Genomic DNA, 17,105 nt, shown 5'->3' with positions numbered 1-17,105 from the left:
TCCTCCTTACCCTGGGTCGGGCGGGATCGGCTGCCCTGGTCATCGGTACGCCCTGGCCTGCAGGTCGAACATCTCCGCGTACCGGCCGCCGGCGCTGACCAGCTCGGCGTGGCTGCCGACCTCCTCGACGCGGCCGTCAGCGAGTACCACGATCAGGTCCGCGAGCCGGACGGTGGAGAACCGGTGCGACACGAAGACGCTGACCGCACCGGTACGCCGGCCGACCCGGGCGGCCTGCTGCCGGTAGCGTTCGAACAGCGCGTGTTCGGCCTCGGCGTCCAGCGCCGCGGTCGGCTCGTCGAGCACCACCAGCAGCGGGTCGTCCCGGATCAGCGCCCGGCCGAGGGCGAGCTTCTGCCACTGGCCACCGGAGAGTTCGACGCCGTCGGTGTAGCTCTTGCCGAGCGGGGTGTCCAGGCCCGCCTCCAGCGCTCCGGCGAGGTCGCCGGCGCCGGCCCGGTCCAACGCGGTCCGCACCGCCGCCTCGTCGTCGAGCCGGGGCAGGTCGCCGAGGCCGACGGTGTGCCGGGCCGGCAGCTCGAACCGCACGAAGTCCTGGAAGCCGGCCGCGATCCGCTCGTGCCAGCCCGGCGCCGACAGCTCGGCCAGGTCGGCGCCGTCCACCAGGATCCGGCCGGCGGTCGGCCGGAGCAGACCGCAGATCAGCTTGACCAGGCTGGTCTTGCCGGCGCCGTTCTCGCCGACCACCGCGACCGTGCTGCCGGCCGGCAGGTGCAGATCGAGGTCGGCGAGCACGGTCCGGTCCGCACTCGGATACCGCAGGGCGACGCCGACCAGCCGGATGCCGTCGCGCAGCCGGTCCGGCGCCGGGGCGAGGGTGCCGGGCGACCGGGCGGGAGCTGGCTCGTCGGCCCGGACCAGCTCGTGCACCTCGTCGAGCCGCTGGTAGACGCTGCGCAGCCGCTGGAGGTCCTGCAACACCCCGACCGCCGCGGCCACCTGCTGGTTGACCTGGGCGGCGATCGCGATCACCAGGATGACGTCACCGGCGCTGCGGCGCCCGGCGACGGCGTCGCGCAGGATGACCAGTACCGCGACGATGTAGCCGACCGCGAAGGCCGACTGGCCGAGCATCCGGACCAGGCTCGCCACGGTCTGGCTGCGGCACAGCCGGCCGGTGGCGTCCTGCCACAGTCCACGGTGCCGGTGCCGCACCTCGTTCTCCAGGCCGAAGACCCGCAGCTCCTTGCTGGCGGCGGCGGAGGTGGCCAGCCGGAACAGCCCGAGCGCCCGCCGGGTGGTCTCGGCGGTGGCCTCCCGGCTCCGGTCCACCATCCGCTCCGCCCACCGGCCGGCCAGCAGCGGCGGTACGGCGACCAGCGGCAGGAGCAGCAGCAGCGGGTGCAGCGAGCCGAGTACCGCCGTGGTCAGCGCCATGGCGACGGCCAGCCCGACCCCGGTCAGCACCGCCTGGAGGCCGACCCGCAACTGCTCGATGTCCTGCTCCAGCACCGCGACCTTGTCGGCGAGGTCCGGCCGCTCGTGGTGCGCCATCCCCGGCGACCCGTTGGTGGCCGCCATCAACTCCTGGTGCAGGTGCAGCACGTCCAGTTCGGAGAGTTCGAAGTAGGCGATGTGCGCGAAGTGCCCGAGGGTGAGTCCGGCGATCAGCAGCACGGCCACGCCGATCCCGGCCAGGCTCGCCGCCACCGGGCGCCCAGCGCTCGCGGCGTCGAAGAGGGTACGCAGCAGCACCGCCACCAGCGGCCAGGCCGCCGCACCGGCGACCACCAGGGCCAGCGCGGTGACCGCCTTGCGCCGGTCCTGCCGCAACGACGTCCGCCACAGGGTCCAGGCGGCCGACAGCAGTCCTCGACTCATCCGACCCTCCGCTCTCCGGCGGTGCCCACCGGGGCACGGTCGGGCCCGTCGCGGAACCGGGCCGCCTGAAGTGCGAAGAGCCGGGCGTACCGGCCGCCCCGGCGCAGCAGTTCCTCGTGCGTGCCCTCCTCGGCGACCCGCCCCTGCGCGAGTACGACGATGTGGTCCGCCCGGCGGACGGTGCCGAACCGGTGCGAGATCAGCACCTTCGTCACCCCGGCCGTGGCGGCGACCACCTCGTCGAAGAAGCGTGCCTCGGCCCGGGCGTCCAGGCTCGCCGTCGGTTCGTCGAGCACGATCACCGAGGCACCGTGCCGGACGGCGAACAGCGCGCGGGCGATGGCCAGCCGCTGCCACTGGCCGCCGGAGAGCTCCACCCCGTCGCGCAACTGGCTGCTCAGTGGCGTTTCCAGGCCCAGCGGGAGTGCGTCGAGCGCGTCGAGGATGCCGGCGGCCTCGGCGGCGGCCCGGATGCCGGCACGGTCCCCGGCGTACTCGACGGCGCCGAGCGCGATGTTCTCCGCCGCGCTGCTCGGGTAGCGCAGGTAGTCCTGGAAGATGACGGCGAGGCTCCGCCGCCAGCGGGCCGTCGGGATCTCGTCGATCGGGCGCCCGTCGACCGTGATCCGGCCCGAGTCCGGGATCGCCAGCCGGGTCAGCAGCTTGACCAGGGTCGTCTTGCCGGCGCCGTTGAGCCCGACGATCGCGGTGCAGGCCCCGGGACGCAGGGTCAGCTCCAGGTCGGTGAAGACCGGGGTGGCCCGGTGCGGATAGCGGAACGACACCGACTCGAAGCTGATCGCCGCCGGGACGGTCGGTCCGGCGCCGGGTCGCGGCGCGGGTGCGGCGGTGCCGGGCGGTCCGGTAGCCGCGGCCGGGTCGGCCGAGGCGCGCATCCCGGCGTCGAAGTCCCGCACCGCCCGGTAGGCGTTCATGCCGAACTGGGTCTGCACGTCGGCCTCCGGATAGAAGTCACCCAGCTGGATCGCCGCCAGGGTGGCCTGGACGACCAGCGCCAGTTGGGTGAGGTCGACCTGCCCGGTCGCACCGCCCCGGCCCAGCGCGGCGAGCAGCGCGACCACGACCAGCAGCCCGAGCGCGGTGTACCCGAAGTAGGGCTTGAGGTAGACCCGGCGCCGCTCCGCCCAGACCGGACGCATCCAGTCCAGGTACGCCGACCGGTACTGGTCGCGCAGCCAGGGCAGCAGACCGAAGATCCGGATCTCCTTGGCCGCCGGCAGGCCGGTGGCGACGCCACGGAAGTAGCTGAGCTTCCGTACCCGGGGCACGATCGAGCCGTATATCGACGCGTACTTGCGCAGGCCGCCGCGTTGGCCGTGCCGGAACACCAGGACGGCGACGAGTAGCCCGATCCCGGCCGGCCAGGAGAAGACCGCGCCGACCACTGCCGCGTACCCGGCCAGTTGCCCGTAGCGGGCGACCAGGGCCAGCATCCCGGCGCAGGCCGCTCCCGGGCTCTGGATGCCGTGCTCGACCTCGCGGGACGCCTCGGTGAGCTGGTCGAGCCGGGCCTGGTCCTCCAGCGGCGCCATGCTGACGCTGCTCAGCGCGGCGTCCATCAGCTCGTCCGCGACCTCGCCGTCAATCCGGCGCTGCACCAGCAGCCCGGTCGCGACCTGGAGCTGCGCCAGCAACTGCTGCGCGCACAGCGCCCCGGCCGCGACCACGAACGCGGTCACCAGCCGGTCGAAGGCGGCCGAGTCGACGCCGTCGCGGACCGCGGCGGGCAGCCGGCCGACCAGCAGGCTCGTCTCGACGACGAACAGCACCGGTGCGGCGGCCAGCAGCAGGTTGTTGAGTGCCGCGACGGTCACCGCCGGCCACCCGGCCCGGGGCAGCAGCCGGAGGATCCGCCAGCGGTCGGCGGCGACCCGCCGGAGCACCCCGAGCGCGGAAGCCCGCTCCGAACTGCTCATACCTGCTCCTCGACCCGGTCTCGTCCGCGTACGCCGGAGAACGCCTGTGCGGCGGCGTAGCCCTCGTCGAACGCCCGGACGGCGTCCAGCCCCGACGTGTCCCGGGCGCCGCCGACGACCCGGTACCAGACCCCGGTGCGGCGTACCGTCGCCACCAGGGCGTCGTTGCGGAGCTGGCCGGCGGCGATCACCACCGTGTCGGCGGGCACCGTCCGGGGCGTCCCCTCGGCATCGACCAGGTGCACCCCGTCGGCATCGATCCGCAGGTCCCGGACCCCCGGCAGGATCCGCACCCCCTGGTCCCGCAGGGCCGCGAGGATCGCCCACCGGGTCGACCGGCCCAGCCGAGGCCCGAGCCGGTCGCCCCGGTGCAGGACCGTCACCTGCCGGGCCGGACGGTCTGACCCGGGATGGCTGGCCAGGTGGGCCAGGTCCACCGCGACGCCGCCGCCGCCGACCACCACCACCCGCTCCCCCAGCGCTCCGGGGGAGAACGCCGAGGCGTAGTCACACACGTGCGGCAGGTCGGCACCGGGGATCGGCACCGGTCTCGGCAGTACCCCGGTGGCCAGCACGATCCCGTCGTAGCCGCTGAGCAGGCCGTGGTCGGCGGCGGTGACCGGCCGGCCGGTGCGGATGTCGCCGCCGAGCCGGGTCAGCTCCGCGACCAGGTAACCGATCGCGTCGGCGTAGTCGGCCTTGCCCGGCACCCGGCAGGCCAGCCGGAACTGGCCACCGAGGTCCCGGTCCGCCTCGTAGACCGTCACCCGGTGCCCGGCCAGCGCCAGCCGGTGGGCGGCGGTCAGCCCGGCCGGGCCGGCGCCGAGTACCGCGACCGTGCCGGGCCGCCCGCCGTGTTCCGCCGCCGGCACGGGCTCGCGCCCGACGGCCGGGTTGACCATGCAGGAGACCGGGCTGTCGACCAGCGAGCGGTCGATACAGGCCTGGTTGCAGGCGACGCAGACGTTGACCGGCAGGCCCCGGCGGGTCCGGTCGACCAGTGCCGGATCGGCGAGGAACGGCCGGGCCATCGAGACGAACTCCACGGAGGTACCGGCCAGCACCGCCTCGGCCTGGGTCAGCCGGGTGATCCGGTTGCTCGCCATCACCGGTACCGTGCCGACCGCCGCCTTGACGGCCGTGGCGACCGGTACCCAGTGCCCCGGCGGCACCACCGCCTGGACGGTGGGGGTCGGCGACTCGTGCCAGCCGACCCCGACGTTCAGGGCGTCGGCCCCGGCGTCGGTCAGCGCGCGGGCGAACCGGAGTACGGTCTCCCGGTCGGTGCCCCCGGCCATCAGGTCGGCGCCGGTCATCCGCATGATCACCGGAAAGTCGGGACCGACCGCCTCGCGGACGGCCCGGACCACGGCGACACCGAACCGCATCCGGCGTACCGGGTCGCCGCCCCACTCGTCGTCGCGATGGTTGGTCAGCGGGGAGAGGAACTGGTCCACGAGGTACCCCTCGGAGCCCATGATCTCCACTGCGGCGAAGCCGAGTTCGCGGGCCTGCACGGCGCCCCGGGCGAAGTCCCGGACGGTGCGCTCCACCTCTGCACCGGGCAGCGCCTCCGGAAGCTGCCGGGAGAACGGGCTGAACACCGCGGACGGCGCGACCGGCCGGGGGCCGGCCGGGCCCGGCTTGGCGTACCGCCCGGCGTGGAAGAGCTGCAGGGCGAGCAGGCCACCGGCCTGGGCCACCTCGGTGGCGACCCGGCGCAGCCGGTGCCGGAACGCCGGGTCGGTCAGCACGCCGTACCCGGGACCGCCGGCACCGGCCGGGCTCACCGCCGTGCCGCCGGTGACCATCAGCCCGGCACCGCCCCGGACCCGGGCCAGATAGAACGCGGCCAGCGCCGCTCCCCCGTCGTCCCGGGTCTCCCAGCCGAGGTGCATGGCGCCCATCACCACCCGGTGCGGCAGCACCAGCCGGCCGATCCGGCCGGCCCGGAAGACGTGTTCGAGCCTGCTCATACCAGCGGTGCGCTCAGGTCCTGGGTGAACGGCGGGGCGACGATCGACAGCCCGCCGTCGACCACCAGCGTCTGCCCGGTGACGTACTCGGCCGCCGGGGAGAGCAGGAACGCGACGACGTCGGCGACCTCCTGGGCGCTGCCCATCCGGCCCTTCGGGATCCGGGGCAGCACGGTGTCCAGCGGTGCCATCCCGGGGACCTGGTAGAAGTACTCGGAGGACTCGGTCTCGATGATGCCACCGTTCACCGCGTTGACGTTGATGCCCCGGCCGGCGAACTCGACGGCCATGTAGCGGACCCACGCCTCGATGGCGGCCTTGGCCGCGCCGAGGTTCGCGTACGTGGGATAGGCGCGGATGCTGCCGTAGCTGGAGAGCGCCACGATCCGCCCGCCGTCGCGCATCAGCCGTACCGCGTGCTGGGCGCCGAGCACGAAGGAGCGGGTGTTCATCGCGTAGGAGCGGTCGAGGTGGTGCTGCTTCAGATCGAGGATGTTCTTGAAGGAGCTGGCCGCCGCGTTGCAGACGAAGAAGTCGAGCCGGCCGAACTCCGCCTCCACCGCCGCGAAGAGCCGGTCGATCTCCTCGGGCTGCTCGACGTCGGCGGCGACGGTGAGCGCCGTGCCGCCAAGCTGGATGATCTCCTTGCGGGTCTGCTCCGCCAGCTCCGCGTTCTTCTTGTAGTTGACCACCACCGTGCCGCCGCCCCGGGCCAGGGTCAGCGCCAGCGCCCGCCCGATGCCGCGCGAGCTGCCGGTGATCAACGCGGTCGTACCCTGATAACTGGTCACCGGATCCCTCCCAGGATCTCTCGGGCGATCACGGTCTTCTGGATCTCGTTGGTGCCCTCTTCGAACCGCTGGGCGCGGGCGTCCCGGTAGACGCGTTCGATCGGGCTGCTCTCCCAGTAGCCGATCCCGCCGTGCACCTGGAGCGCCTTGTCGGTGACCCGGGTCAGCATCTCCACCGCGACCAGCTTCGCCATCGAGGAGAGCGCCCCGGCGTCGGTCCCGCCCGTCTCCCACCGCCGGGCGGCGTGCAGGGTGAGCTGCCGGGCGGCCTCGATGTCGGCGGCGTTCTCGGCGAGCGCGAACGACACCGCCTGGCGGGCGGCGAGCGGCTTGCCGAAGGTGACCCGCCGGCCGGCGTGCGCGACCGCCAGCTCCTGGGCCCGGCGGGCCAGGCCGACGCAGGTCATCGCGACCCCGATCCGGCTCGGGGTGAGGAAGCCGCCGAGCGCGACCGCCAGCCCGGCGCCCTCCTCGCCGAGCCGGTTGGCCACCGGTACCGGCGCGCGGTCGAAGACCAGGTGGGCGTGATCGGTGCCGCGTACGCCCATGGTGTCCGGCATCGGCTCGACCCGAACCCCGGGCACCTGCCGGGGCACCATCAGGGCGACGGTGCCGTCCTTGCCGCTGGTGCCCGCGAGCCGGGCGAAGAGCAGCCAGTAGTCGCAGCTCGCCCCGAAGGTGATCAGGTGCTTCTCGCCGGAGAGGTGGTAGGTGTCGCCGTCCCGGACCACGCTGGCGCGCAGGTCCGCCCCGGTGCCGGCGGTCGGCTCGGTGAGTGTGAACGCCACCCGCAGGTCCCCGGCGACCTGCGGCAGCACGAACCGCTTGCGCTGCTCGTCGGTGGCGAACTGGTCCATCGCCCGCCAGACGCCGTTGCAGACGTGCACGATCATCCGCAGCGAGGCGTGCGACATCGAGAAGAGTTCGAGCAGTTCCAGGTAGCGGCTGAAGGAAAGGCCGGCGCCGCCGTACTCGGCGGGGGCGGCCAGCCGGAGGTAGCCCCGGTCGCGCAGCTCGGTCCAGAGTTCGGGTGGGACCTCCCGGGCACGCTCGATCGTCGCCGCGTACTCCTCGCCGGGTCCGCGTACGAAGGACTCGACCTCGCGTACCAGGGTCGCGAACGAGGGGTCGTCGTTGCCGTTCACTGCTCCTCCTCGCCGAGTGTGTCGCGCAGCCGCTCCCGCAGCACGTACTTCTGCACCTTGCCCACCACGTTGCGGGGCAGTTCGGGCACGGTCTCCAGCCGCTCCGGCCAGTACTGCTTGGCCACCCGGTGCTCGTCCAGGAACCGCCGCAGCTCGGCGAAGGTGAACGGCTGCCTCGGCACGACGAAGGCACAGGCCCGCTCGCCGAGCCGCCGATCCGGCATCGCGACGATCGCGACCTCGCGGACGGCGGGGTGGCCGTGCAGCAACTGTTCGACCTCGGCCACCGGGATCTTCTCGCCGCCCCGGTTGATCACGTCCTTCACCCGGCCGGTGATCCGGACGAAGCCCGCCTCGTCGATCACCGCCAGGTCGCCGCTGCGGTACCAGCCGTCCGGGGTGAGCGCCGCCGCCGTCCACTCCGGATGGTCCAGGTAGCCGGCGAAGAGGCAGGTGCTGGCCACCTCGAAGTTGCCCTCCGCCCCGGCAGCCAGCACGTTGCCGTGCTCGTCGGTCACCCGCAGCCGGACCCCGGACAGCGCCCGGCCGTCGGTGCCCCAGGCGCGGGCGGGTTCGTCGGTGGGCGCGGAGAGCGAGCCGAGGCAGGACTCGGTGGAGCCCCAGGCCCCGCAGACGGCCGCCTCCAGGGTCCGGGTGGCCCGCTCGGCCAGCGCGCGCGGCACGGCGGCGCCGGTGGCGACGAAGACCCGCAGGGCCGGCGGCGGCTTGCCGCCGTCCTCGACCGCCTCGACCAGGTCGGCCAGGAACGGGGTGGCGGCCTGCACGAAGGTGCCGCCGGTGCGGTGCAGCGCGGCCAGGGCGGCCGGGCCGTCCCAGATCGGTTGCAGCACCATCGGGGCGCCGAGGACGACGCCGAGCCACATCCCGTAGAGGAACCCGGTCTGGTGGGCCAGCGGCGAGGGGATGAAGAGCCGGTCCTCCGCCGTCAGTCCGAGGTGCCGGGCCTGCATCGCGGCGGCCCGGGTCAGCGTCGCCATCCGGTGCAGCACGCCCTTCGGCTCCCCGGAGGTGCCGGAGGTGAAGAGGAGCTGCGCGAGGGCGTCCGGGGCGGGTGCCCGGGCGGCCAGGGTCGCGGCGTGCGGGCGCTGCCGGGCCAGCGCCTCGGCGAACCGCTGCCACCGTACGGCGCCGGTGGCGGCCGGCAGCGGACCGGTGCCGCCGACCACGAGTACGTGGGCCACCTCCGGCGGGTCGGGCCGGTCCAGCACCGATGCGGTCTCGGCGACGTACGCCCGGCCGCGGAACTCGGCGCAGATCACGAGTACCCGGGCCCGGGACCGGCGCAGCAGCGACTCGACCTCCCGCTCCCGGAAGAACGGCATCAGTGGGCAGCAGACCGCCCCGATCCGGGTGGCGGCCAGCGCGAGCACCACGAACTCGGACCAGTTCGGCAGTTGCCAGGCGACCACGTCGCCCGGGGCGACACCGAGCTCCACCAGCAGGGCCGCCGCCTGGTCGGCCCGCCGGTCGAGGTCGCGCCAACTCAACACCCCACCGGGCCGGCCCGGCGACTCGACCTCGACCACCGCGTCGGCGTACGGGCGCTGCCGGGCGTGCCGGCGGACCAGCTCGGAGACCGGGGTCGCGGCCAGCCGGGCCGGCGTGGGCAGGGCCGGCCGGCGCGGCGTACGGGTGACCCGGGAGCGGTCCACCGACATGTTCAGGCCGATCGAGTTCATCTGGTCGAGGAACTGCGGATAGGAGATCCGGTGCGCGTTCGGATAGGTCAACCGGCTCTGCCCGCCGGCCCGGGTGGCGGCCACCGCCAGCGCCATCAGCACCCGGTGGTCGTTGAACGACGACAGGTCCGCCTCGCGCAACCGCGGGACGCCCTCGCAGACCAGCCGGTCGCCGTCCAGCCGCAGCCGCCCGCCCATCCGGTTGAGTTGCAGCATCGCGGTGACCCGGTCGGACTCCTTGAGCCGGACGTGCGCGACGTGCTCCAGTACTGTGCTGCCGTGCGCGTGCGCGCCGAGCACGCTGAGTACCGGCAGCATGTCGGGGACGGCCCGGCAGTCGACGCGGACCGGATCGAGCCTGGACCCGTCGTGCCGGACCCGGAGAAAGCCGGTCGCCGGGTCCCGCAGCAGCGGCAGCCCCATCACCCGCAGGCTGGCGAAGAGGTCGGCCTCCGGATGGTCGAGTTCGCCGGGGGCGACCGCCGGCAGGTTGCGGAACAGCACGTCGGAGGGGTGCAGGGCGGTCGCGGCCAGGCCGAACGCCGCCGCGCCGACGTCCGGCGGCAGGTGCACCACCGCCGGGGTGGGCCGCTGTCCGGGCTCGATCTCGAACCGCCGCCCGCCGCCGTGCACCGCCACGTGCAGGCCGAACCGCCGCATCATCGCGATCGTCAGGTCGACGTAGCTGCGCTCGTTGAACGGTCCGACCACCTCGACCACGGTCGGGCCGGTCGCGAACGCGCCGACCAGCAGCAGACTGGAGATCCACTGCGAGAGGGTGCCGGGGATCTCCACCCGGCCCCCGGCCGGCGGGCGGGCGGCGACCCGGATCGGCAGGAACCCGTCCGCCGACGTGATTTCCACGCCGATTCCGGCCAGCGCGTCGAGCAGCGGCCGGATCGGCCGGCGCCGGAAGTACTTCTGGCCGGTGATGGTCACCGGTGTCTCGGCCAGCGCGGTCAGCCCGGTCAGGAAGTACAGCGTCGTACCGGAACTGCCGACCGAGATGTCCGGGCGGCGCGGCCGGTAGCGGCCGCCGCGTACCAGGAAGGTGTCGCCGGTGACGGTGACCGAGGTGCCGAGGTCGCGCAGGGCCCGGATGGTGTGCTGCACGTGGCCGGCGCCGCAGCCGCCGTGGATCCGGCTGGTCCCGTCGGCCAGTGACGCCAGCATCAGCGCGCGGTGGGCGTGGTATTTCGACGCCGGTACGTCGAGTTCGCCCACCAGCGGTTCGCTCGTCCCCTTGACGACGAGACGCACGTTCCCTCCCCGCGGTATGTGGTCAGCCGGCCGTGACGTCCGGCCGCGACGCCGTGCTGCCGGCGGCCGGGTCGACTCCGCCGAAGACGGCGTGCATCCCGCCGTCGGCGTGCACCACCTGCCCGGTGGTGTGCCGGGACAGGTCCGAGAGCAGGAAGAGCACGGCCCCGACCACCCGGGCCGGGTCGGCCCGGTCCCAGCCGAGCGGCGCCCACCGCTCGTACTGCTCGGCGAGCGCGGCGAAGGTGCCCACGCCGCGCGCCGAAACCGTCTCGATCGGGCCGGCGGCCACCAGGTTGACCCGGATGCCGGACGGTCCGAGATGCATCGCCAGATAGCGGGCGATCGCCTCCAGTGCCGACTTGTAGACGCCCATCCAGCCGTAGCCGGGTAGCGCCCGGGCGGAGTCGACGGTCAGCCCGACCACCGCACCACCGCCGGGCGCCCGCGCCAGCAGCGGCGCCAGTGCGGTGCTGAGCTGCTGGAACGAGTACGACGATGCACGGAACCCGTCGAGCACCTCACCGGCCGGGGTACTGCCGAACCCCGGGCCGAGCGCCTCCGGCGGTGCGGCGGCGATGCTGTGCACCACCCCGTCCAGATGCCCCCAGCGGCGTTCGACCGTGCCGGCCAGCGCGTCGACGCTCTGGTCGGACATGACGTCCAGCTCCAGCACCTCGGGGCGGGACGGCAGCAGCTCCGCCACCTTGCGGGTGATCCGGGCGACCCGCCCGTACGAGGTCAGCACGACCTCGCAGTTCTCCCGTTGCAGCGCGGCCGCCACGTGCCAGGCGATCGACTCGTTGTTCAGGACCCCGGTGACCAGGTAGGTGCGCTTGTCCAGGCTCAGCAGCGAGGTCAACGCGACACGCCCGCCACGATCCGCTCGACGAGTTGCCCGATCGTGACGTCAGCCAGCTCGCTGCGCGGGATCTCCACCTTGTATTCCTTGGCCACCATGGCCATCAGGTCGGCGACGTCCAGCGAGTCGATGTCGAGCTTGTCGAACTTGGCGTCCAGGGTGATCGCCTCCTCCTCGACGCCGAGGTCGATCAGCTCGGCGCGGAGGCGCTCCTCGACGGCGGAGGCGGTGACGGAGGTCGATGGCGAGGACATACGCGGGCTCCTTCGGTCGGATCGGGTGGCTAGGCCGCCATCGGTGCGCGGCGGGCGAAGTTGGCGGAGTGCAGTTGCGCCCAGTACCACTGCCGCCAGTAGCTCTCGGCCAGGTCCAGCCAGGTCTCCAGCCGGCCCACGTCGTCGAGGAACCGGTTCATGCTGACCAGCAGCCAGCTGTAGACGCCCTGGCTGTCCCGGCAGTCGGCACAGTTGCCGGAGGTGCAGCAGAACTGGAGGGTCTGGTAGTCGGCGCCGTAGACCGCGAAGCCGTCCAGCACGGGATTGCCGTTGCGGATCCGCTCGGCGTGGTCGGGGTGGTCGACGCTGATGCTCGGGCAGACGTCGTAGCCGAACTGCCCGCCCCAGTGGGTACGCCCGGAGATGAGCGTCTCGATGAAGTACGGGTGGCTGACCACGGTCTCCGGATAGGACTCCTTGACCCGCAACGCCTCGTCGAGGGTGCGCCGCTCGTTCTCGATCCGCAGCGCGTGGTCGCTGCCGTGCGCCGAGTAGAAGTTGAAGGTGACCTGGTTGCCGTTGTCCCGGATCGCCCGCACGGTCGGCTCGACGTACTGGAGGCCCTCCTCGGAGAGCGCGAAGACGAAGATCACCCTCGGGTCGTTGCGGTAGTGCCCGAGCGCGGTCTCGAAGAGCCCGGAGAAGGCCGAGCCGTTCACCCGGTACCCGCGCAGCGCGTCGTCCAGCGGGCCGCCGCCGAACAGGCTGATCGCGACCGCGACGTTCTCCAGCCCGGCGCGCGGCACCGGCCGCAGCCCGTTGGTCGAGATGGTGATGTACGGCAGCCGCTCGACGAACGGCGCGATCCGCGCGGGTACCAGCGTCGGCTCACCGCCGATCAGGGTCGCCTGGGTGACACCCCGGGCGACGAGCGAGTCGACGAACTCGGCGATCAGCACCGGGTCCGAGGTCTCCCGGACGGCCCCGTCGAAGCCTCCCTCGAAATACCAGCATCCCTTGCAGCGGATGTTGCAGGTGGTGGTGAGGTGCACCTCGCAGGCGCTGACCCGCAGCCCGATGTCCCGGACGGCCTGGAGCCGCTCGGCCAGGTCGGGGCGGCCGGCCAGCAGCGACTGGAGTTTGGCCTTCGCCTCCCGGCGGGACGGTGTCCGTGGATTGATCACGATCGGCGTGGGCATGGCACGACGTCCTTTCGGGTCCTCGGGTCCGGCTGCTCGGCGCGCAGGTGCACCTCTTCGACCTCTGCCCGCGGTCCGCCGTGGCCGCAGGGGGCAGGTCGGGGCGCGTGCGCCGCGCGGTGTTCGGGCTGAGAGGTTCAGTCGGGCACGACGAGGCCGAGGGCGTGGATGCGCGGGGTCACGGTCTTCTCCCACTGCGCCAGCGCCTCGGCGTTGGTGGTCCTGCGCAGCCCGTACCGGACCGCCCGCTTGGCGCGCTCGGACTCCGGGGTGCCGAAGAGGTCCCGGAAGACCGGCCAGAGCCGGTTCAGCCCGGCCTGCAACTGCGCGCGACCCTCCTCGGTGGTCGCCAGGTTGCGGCAGACCCGCGCGCCGTGCGCGATGTGGATCTTCTCGTCGAGGATGATCGTCCGGACGGCGTCGGCCCAGGGCTTGTAGCTGCCCTGCGCGAACTCCTTGATCATGATCAGCGCGCTCTCCTCGCCGATGTAGGAGTAGATCCCCCGCTCGGCCCAGGTCGTGCACTCGTGCAGCCGCTTGTCCGCGAAGAGCCGGCGTTCCTCGATCGTCTGGCTCTCCATGTGCGAGGTGTCGATGCCGATCTCGGCGAGTACGCGCTTGCCGATCTTGTAGTGGTCGTACTCCTCCGCCGCGCGTTCCGCACACACCTGGCGCTCCTCGGCGTTCGGGGCCAGCGGCAGGAACATCATGGTGTAGTCGTCCCCGCCGGAGAGCTCGCCCTCCGTATTGATCATGATCTGGCTGATCAGCGCCTTCTGATAGCCGCGAGGCATGCGCTTCAGCTCTTCAGGGGTGCGGACTACGACTTCCTCGTCGTCGAAGATCTGGACTGACATGGAGAACCACCTCGCGTCGACAACCACACACTATTGGGACCAAAAAGGAATCTGCATTCTCGTCGCTAAACGTTGTTGTAACTTGTCCGCCACACCCTTTTTACAGATGTCCCCCCGTTCCTCCGGACTGCGGTCGCCATACCGCTTCAGGTCAGGTGTGCGATCGCCAGTCGCTGGACCTCCGGTCGCTGGATCTTTCCGAGTGGCGTACGCGGAAAGCTGTCGACCCCGATCTCCTCGATGGCGACGAACCGGCGCGGCACCTTGAAGGTGCTGAGGTTCCTGCGCAGCGTGCCGCGCCACTCGTCCTCCCGGGCGACCGCGCCGGGGAGCAGGCGGTAGACGAGCACCAGCTCCACACCGGTCACCGGGTGCGGCAGGGCGGCGACCACGGCATCCTCGACGCCTTCGAGCTGGGGCACGACGTTCTCGATCTCGGCCGGATAGACGTTCTCGCCGCTGACGATGACCATGCTGTCGATCCGGTCGACGATGGACAGCTCGCCGTTATCGTCGAGATGTCCCAGGTCACCGCTGCGGACCCAGTCGTCACTGCACCGCTGCCGGGTCAGCTCGGGCGCGTGCTCGTACCGGGTGAAGATGCTCGGGCCGCTCAGCAGCACCTCGCCGTTCTCGCCGGCCGGAACGTCGCGGCCGGCCGGGTCGACGACCCGGACCCGGGCGAACGACACCGGCGCTCCGGCGGTACGCGGCTCGCCCGGCTTGCGGTCCCGCGGTTCCACGGTGGTCAGCGAGGTCATCTCGGTCATGCCGTACACCTGGTAGACCGGGATGCCGAAGGTGCCCTCGAACCGGTGGATCAGTTCCGGGCTGAGCGCCGAGCCGCCGGCCAGGACGCCCTTGAGCCGGCTCGCGGCCGGTCGTTCCGGGCGTTCGACCAGGTTCGCCAGGTAGGCGTTGACCACCAGGGTCCAGGTGGGGTGGTAGCGGTCGACGTAGTTCCAGAACCGCACCATCGCCAGCTCGGAGCGTACGCAGGCGGTCCGGCCGCCGGACCAGAGCGGGGTCAGGGTCGGAAACCCCTGGCCGCCGGCGTGGAACAGCGGGACGACGTTGAGCAGGACGTCGTCCGGGCCGGCGTCCGCCCAGTGCACCATCGCCAGCGAGTTGGCGAGCAGGGCCCGGTGGGACAGCACGACGCCCTTGGGCGTACCGGTGGATCCCGAGGTGTAGACGATCTCGGCGTCGCGACCGCCGTCGTCGCCGCGTCCGGCCAGTTCCCCCCGGTACGCCGCGCCCCGGGCCAGGATGTCGGCGAGGACCGCCGCCTCGTCGTCGACGGATCTCCAGCGCAGGTCCGCCCGCAGCCGTGCCGGCGTCGATGCGGGTCCGAACCCGAACACCGGCCCGGAGTGGGCCAGGAGTGCGTCCAGTTCGCCCGCCCCGGACTTCGGGTTCAGCGGTACCAGGGTGCGCTGCGCGGCGATGACGCCGAGGAAGAGCAGCGCCGCCAGGGGCGAGTTGTGCATGACCGTCGCGACCCGGGCCCCCGGCGGCACGTCGTACTCGTCGAGGAGCGCGGCGCAGCCCCTGGTGAAGGTCAGCACGTCCGCGAAGGTGACGGCGGGGCCGCCCTCCTCGGCCGGCAGCAGGTACGGACGGTCGCCGTACGCCTCGGCGGCGTCCGAGACGAGGTCGAGCAGGTTGGTGGTGACCGCGAGATCCGGCTCGGCCAGCGGGCTAGGCGGCGGCATGGGGTTCGCCACGTCGGGTGGCCCCGGAAACGACGTCGCAGAGGCGGGTCACCGTGGGGGTGTCGAAGATGACGTCGACGACGTCCACCCCGTAGGTCGTCTCGACCCGGGTGACGATCTCCACCGCGGCGACCGAGTCCATGCCGAGTTCGATCAGATCGTCGTCCGGTCCGAGAGTAGACCGATTCAGCACTTCCGCGCAGATCGATGTCATCTGTAGTTGCAGATCGCTGGTGGTCACTTAAGGCGGTCTCCATGTCATTCCACGGGGGCCACCGCGACGTTGCGACAGCGGACTTCCCTCACCTCGGGCACTGGTCGGAAACATACCGACGACTTCCGCGTGCTGTCCAGAAGCGGATATCGCGTTATCGATCATTGGTGACACCTGCGACGGGAACGCGCCTTTAATTCGTTTGCGTCGATGTATAATCGAGCCCATGACACGGGGGCGGGGAAAGATCGAATTGGTGCTCACCGACGAGGAACGAGCCCTGTTGATCCGGGGGGCCCGCGCGGCACACTCCACACAGGCGTACGCCCTGCGCTGCCGGATCGTGCTGGCGTGCGCCGACGGCGCCACGAACACCGAGGTCGCGGCCCGGTTCGGCGTCTCACTGCCCACGGTGGGCAAGTGGCGGTCCCGGTTCGCGGCGCAGCGGATGGCCGGGCTCGCCGACAAGCGGCGCGCCGGCCGGCCGTCGGTCCGGGCGGACCAGGTCGAGCGGGTGCTGCATGCCACGTTCGAGTCGACGCCGCAGGACGCGCGGCGCTGGTCCCGGGCGTCGATGGCCGCGCACAGCGGACTCTCCCCGTCGACGGTCGGGCGGATCTGGCGGCGGTTCGACCTCAAGCCGCACGTCCAGGACGGGTTCACGCTCGCCACCGATCCGGCGTTCGTGTCCAGGGTCGTCGACGTGGTCGGCCTCTACCACAACCCGCCGGACCGGGCGGTCGTGCTCGGCGTGGACCCTGGATCACCGACGCGGGCCGGAGACCGCTGCCAGCAGACCAACCCGGCGACGCCCCGAAATCCGGTACCGGACCTGTGGCGCCCCGGCCCGGCCAGCCGGTTCGGCACCTTCGACCCCACTGACGGCATCGTGACCGGCCAACGGCACCGCCGTAACCGAGGCGTCGAATACCGGAGGTTCCTCGTCGCGATCGAGAGGGCCGTGCCCGCCGGGTTGGAGGTGCACGTCGTCTGCGACAACCAGGACCTCCACCGGGCGCCGACGGTCGGGACGTGGCTGGACCGGCGCTCCCGCTTCCACGTCCACCTCACACCGGCCGGCTGGTCCTGGCTCGACCAGGTGGAACGCTGGTTCGCCCTGGCCGCCGAGGATCTCCTCGGGTCCGGCGGGCACCCGGGTCGGCGCCCCGGCAACCGAGACGTCCGCGGATGGGTCGACACCTGGGCCAACAGCCCGAACCCCTTTGTATGGACCAGAACCATCGAAGACATCCACAATTCAGTCGCCAGATTTCTTGAAAGGACTTCCGACGCACCTGCCGCCGCCGACTGACCGGTCAGACGCCGGGGGCGGTGCGGGCTAACCGACATGTGAGACGGCTTCGGGGTGCGGGCCGGGGCCGACAACCGGTG

At 72.4% G+C, this 17,105-nt stretch carries 13 protein-coding genes; 1 reads left to right on the top strand and 12 read right to left on the bottom strand.

Annotated features, from left to right (window positions below; all coding sequences use genetic code 11):
- Positions 1-39 precede the first annotated feature (39 nt).
- The 12 genes from AAH979_RS36300 to AAH979_RS36245 form a co-directional block, all read right to left on the bottom strand.
- On the bottom strand, positions 40-1,842 hold the full coding sequence (locus AAH979_RS36300) for an ABC transporter ATP-binding protein (protein ID WP_346262657.1): 1,803 nt from the start codon (positions 1,840-1,842) through the stop codon (positions 40-42).
- Positions 1,839-3,779, bottom strand: a complete 1,941-nt coding sequence (locus AAH979_RS36295; protein WP_346262656.1) for an ATP-binding cassette domain-containing protein — start codon at positions 3,777-3,779, stop codon at positions 1,839-1,841. Before AAH979_RS36295 ends, AAH979_RS36300 begins: the two co-directional genes overlap by 4 nt.
- Positions 3,776-5,755, bottom strand: a complete 1,980-nt coding sequence (locus tag AAH979_RS36290) for an FAD-dependent oxidoreductase (RefSeq protein ID WP_346262655.1) — start codon at positions 5,753-5,755, stop codon at positions 3,776-3,778. The genes AAH979_RS36295 and AAH979_RS36290 overlap by 4 nt, the downstream gene beginning before the upstream one ends.
- A complete protein-coding gene (locus AAH979_RS36285) occupies positions 5,752-6,546 on the bottom strand; it encodes an SDR family oxidoreductase (RefSeq protein WP_346262654.1) in 795 nt (264 codons plus the stop codon). The genes AAH979_RS36290 and AAH979_RS36285 overlap by 4 nt, the downstream gene beginning before the upstream one ends.
- Positions 6,543-7,691 (bottom strand): acyl-CoA dehydrogenase family protein, encoded by a 1,149-nt coding sequence (locus tag AAH979_RS36280; protein ID WP_346262653.1) that lies wholly within the window; start codon positions 7,689-7,691, stop codon positions 6,543-6,545. The genes AAH979_RS36285 and AAH979_RS36280 overlap by 4 nt, the downstream gene beginning before the upstream one ends.
- A complete protein-coding gene (gene aroA / locus AAH979_RS36275) occupies positions 7,688-10,651 on the bottom strand; it encodes a 3-phosphoshikimate 1-carboxyvinyltransferase (RefSeq protein ID WP_346262652.1) in 2,964 nt (987 codons plus the stop codon). Before aroA ends, AAH979_RS36280 begins: the two co-directional genes overlap by 4 nt.
- Before the next feature lie 22 nt (positions 10,652-10,673).
- Positions 10,674-11,513 (bottom strand): SDR family oxidoreductase, encoded by an 840-nt coding sequence (locus AAH979_RS36270; protein WP_346262651.1) that lies wholly within the window; start codon positions 11,511-11,513, stop codon positions 10,674-10,676.
- Positions 11,510-11,767 carry a phosphopantetheine-binding protein gene (locus AAH979_RS36265; protein WP_346262650.1) on the bottom strand — a complete coding sequence of 86 codons (258 nt, stop codon included), beginning with the start codon at positions 11,765-11,767 and terminating at the stop codon, positions 11,510-11,512. The genes AAH979_RS36270 and AAH979_RS36265 overlap by 4 nt, the downstream gene beginning before the upstream one ends.
- A 29-nt stretch (positions 11,768-11,796) precedes the next feature.
- Positions 11,797-12,927: a radical SAM protein gene (locus AAH979_RS36260; RefSeq protein ID WP_346262649.1), complete on the bottom strand. Its 1,131-nt coding sequence runs from the start codon at positions 12,925-12,927 to the stop codon at positions 11,797-11,799.
- A gap of 137 nt (positions 12,928-13,064) precedes the next feature.
- Positions 13,065-13,784 carry a Phenylacetic acid catabolic protein gene (locus AAH979_RS36255; RefSeq protein WP_346262648.1) on the bottom strand — a complete coding sequence of 240 codons (720 nt, stop codon included), beginning with the start codon at positions 13,782-13,784 and terminating at the stop codon, positions 13,065-13,067.
- Positions 13,785-13,930: 146 nt separating this feature from the next.
- On the bottom strand, positions 13,931-15,499 hold the full coding sequence (locus tag AAH979_RS36250) for a class I adenylate-forming enzyme family protein (protein WP_346262647.1): 1,569 nt from the start codon (positions 15,497-15,499) through the stop codon (positions 13,931-13,933).
- Complete coding sequence (locus AAH979_RS36245; RefSeq protein WP_346262646.1) at positions 15,486-15,740, bottom strand: acyl carrier protein; 255 nt, start codon at positions 15,738-15,740, stop codon at positions 15,486-15,488. The genes AAH979_RS36250 and AAH979_RS36245 overlap by 14 nt, the downstream gene beginning before the upstream one ends.
- A 199-nt stretch (positions 15,741-15,939) precedes the next feature.
- On the opposite strand from AAH979_RS36245, the gene AAH979_RS36240 reads away from it, so the two are divergent.
- On the top strand, positions 15,940-17,025 hold the full coding sequence (locus tag AAH979_RS36240) for an IS630 family transposase (protein WP_346262645.1): 1,086 nt from the start codon (positions 15,940-15,942) through the stop codon (positions 17,023-17,025).
- Positions 17,026-17,105: the final 80 nt, after the last annotated feature.

Source organism: Plantactinospora sp. ZYX-F-223 (assembly GCF_039649625.1).
GTDB lineage: Bacteria > Actinomycetota > Actinomycetes > Mycobacteriales > Micromonosporaceae > Plantactinospora.
This window is presented reverse-complemented; position numbering and strand designations above follow the sequence as displayed.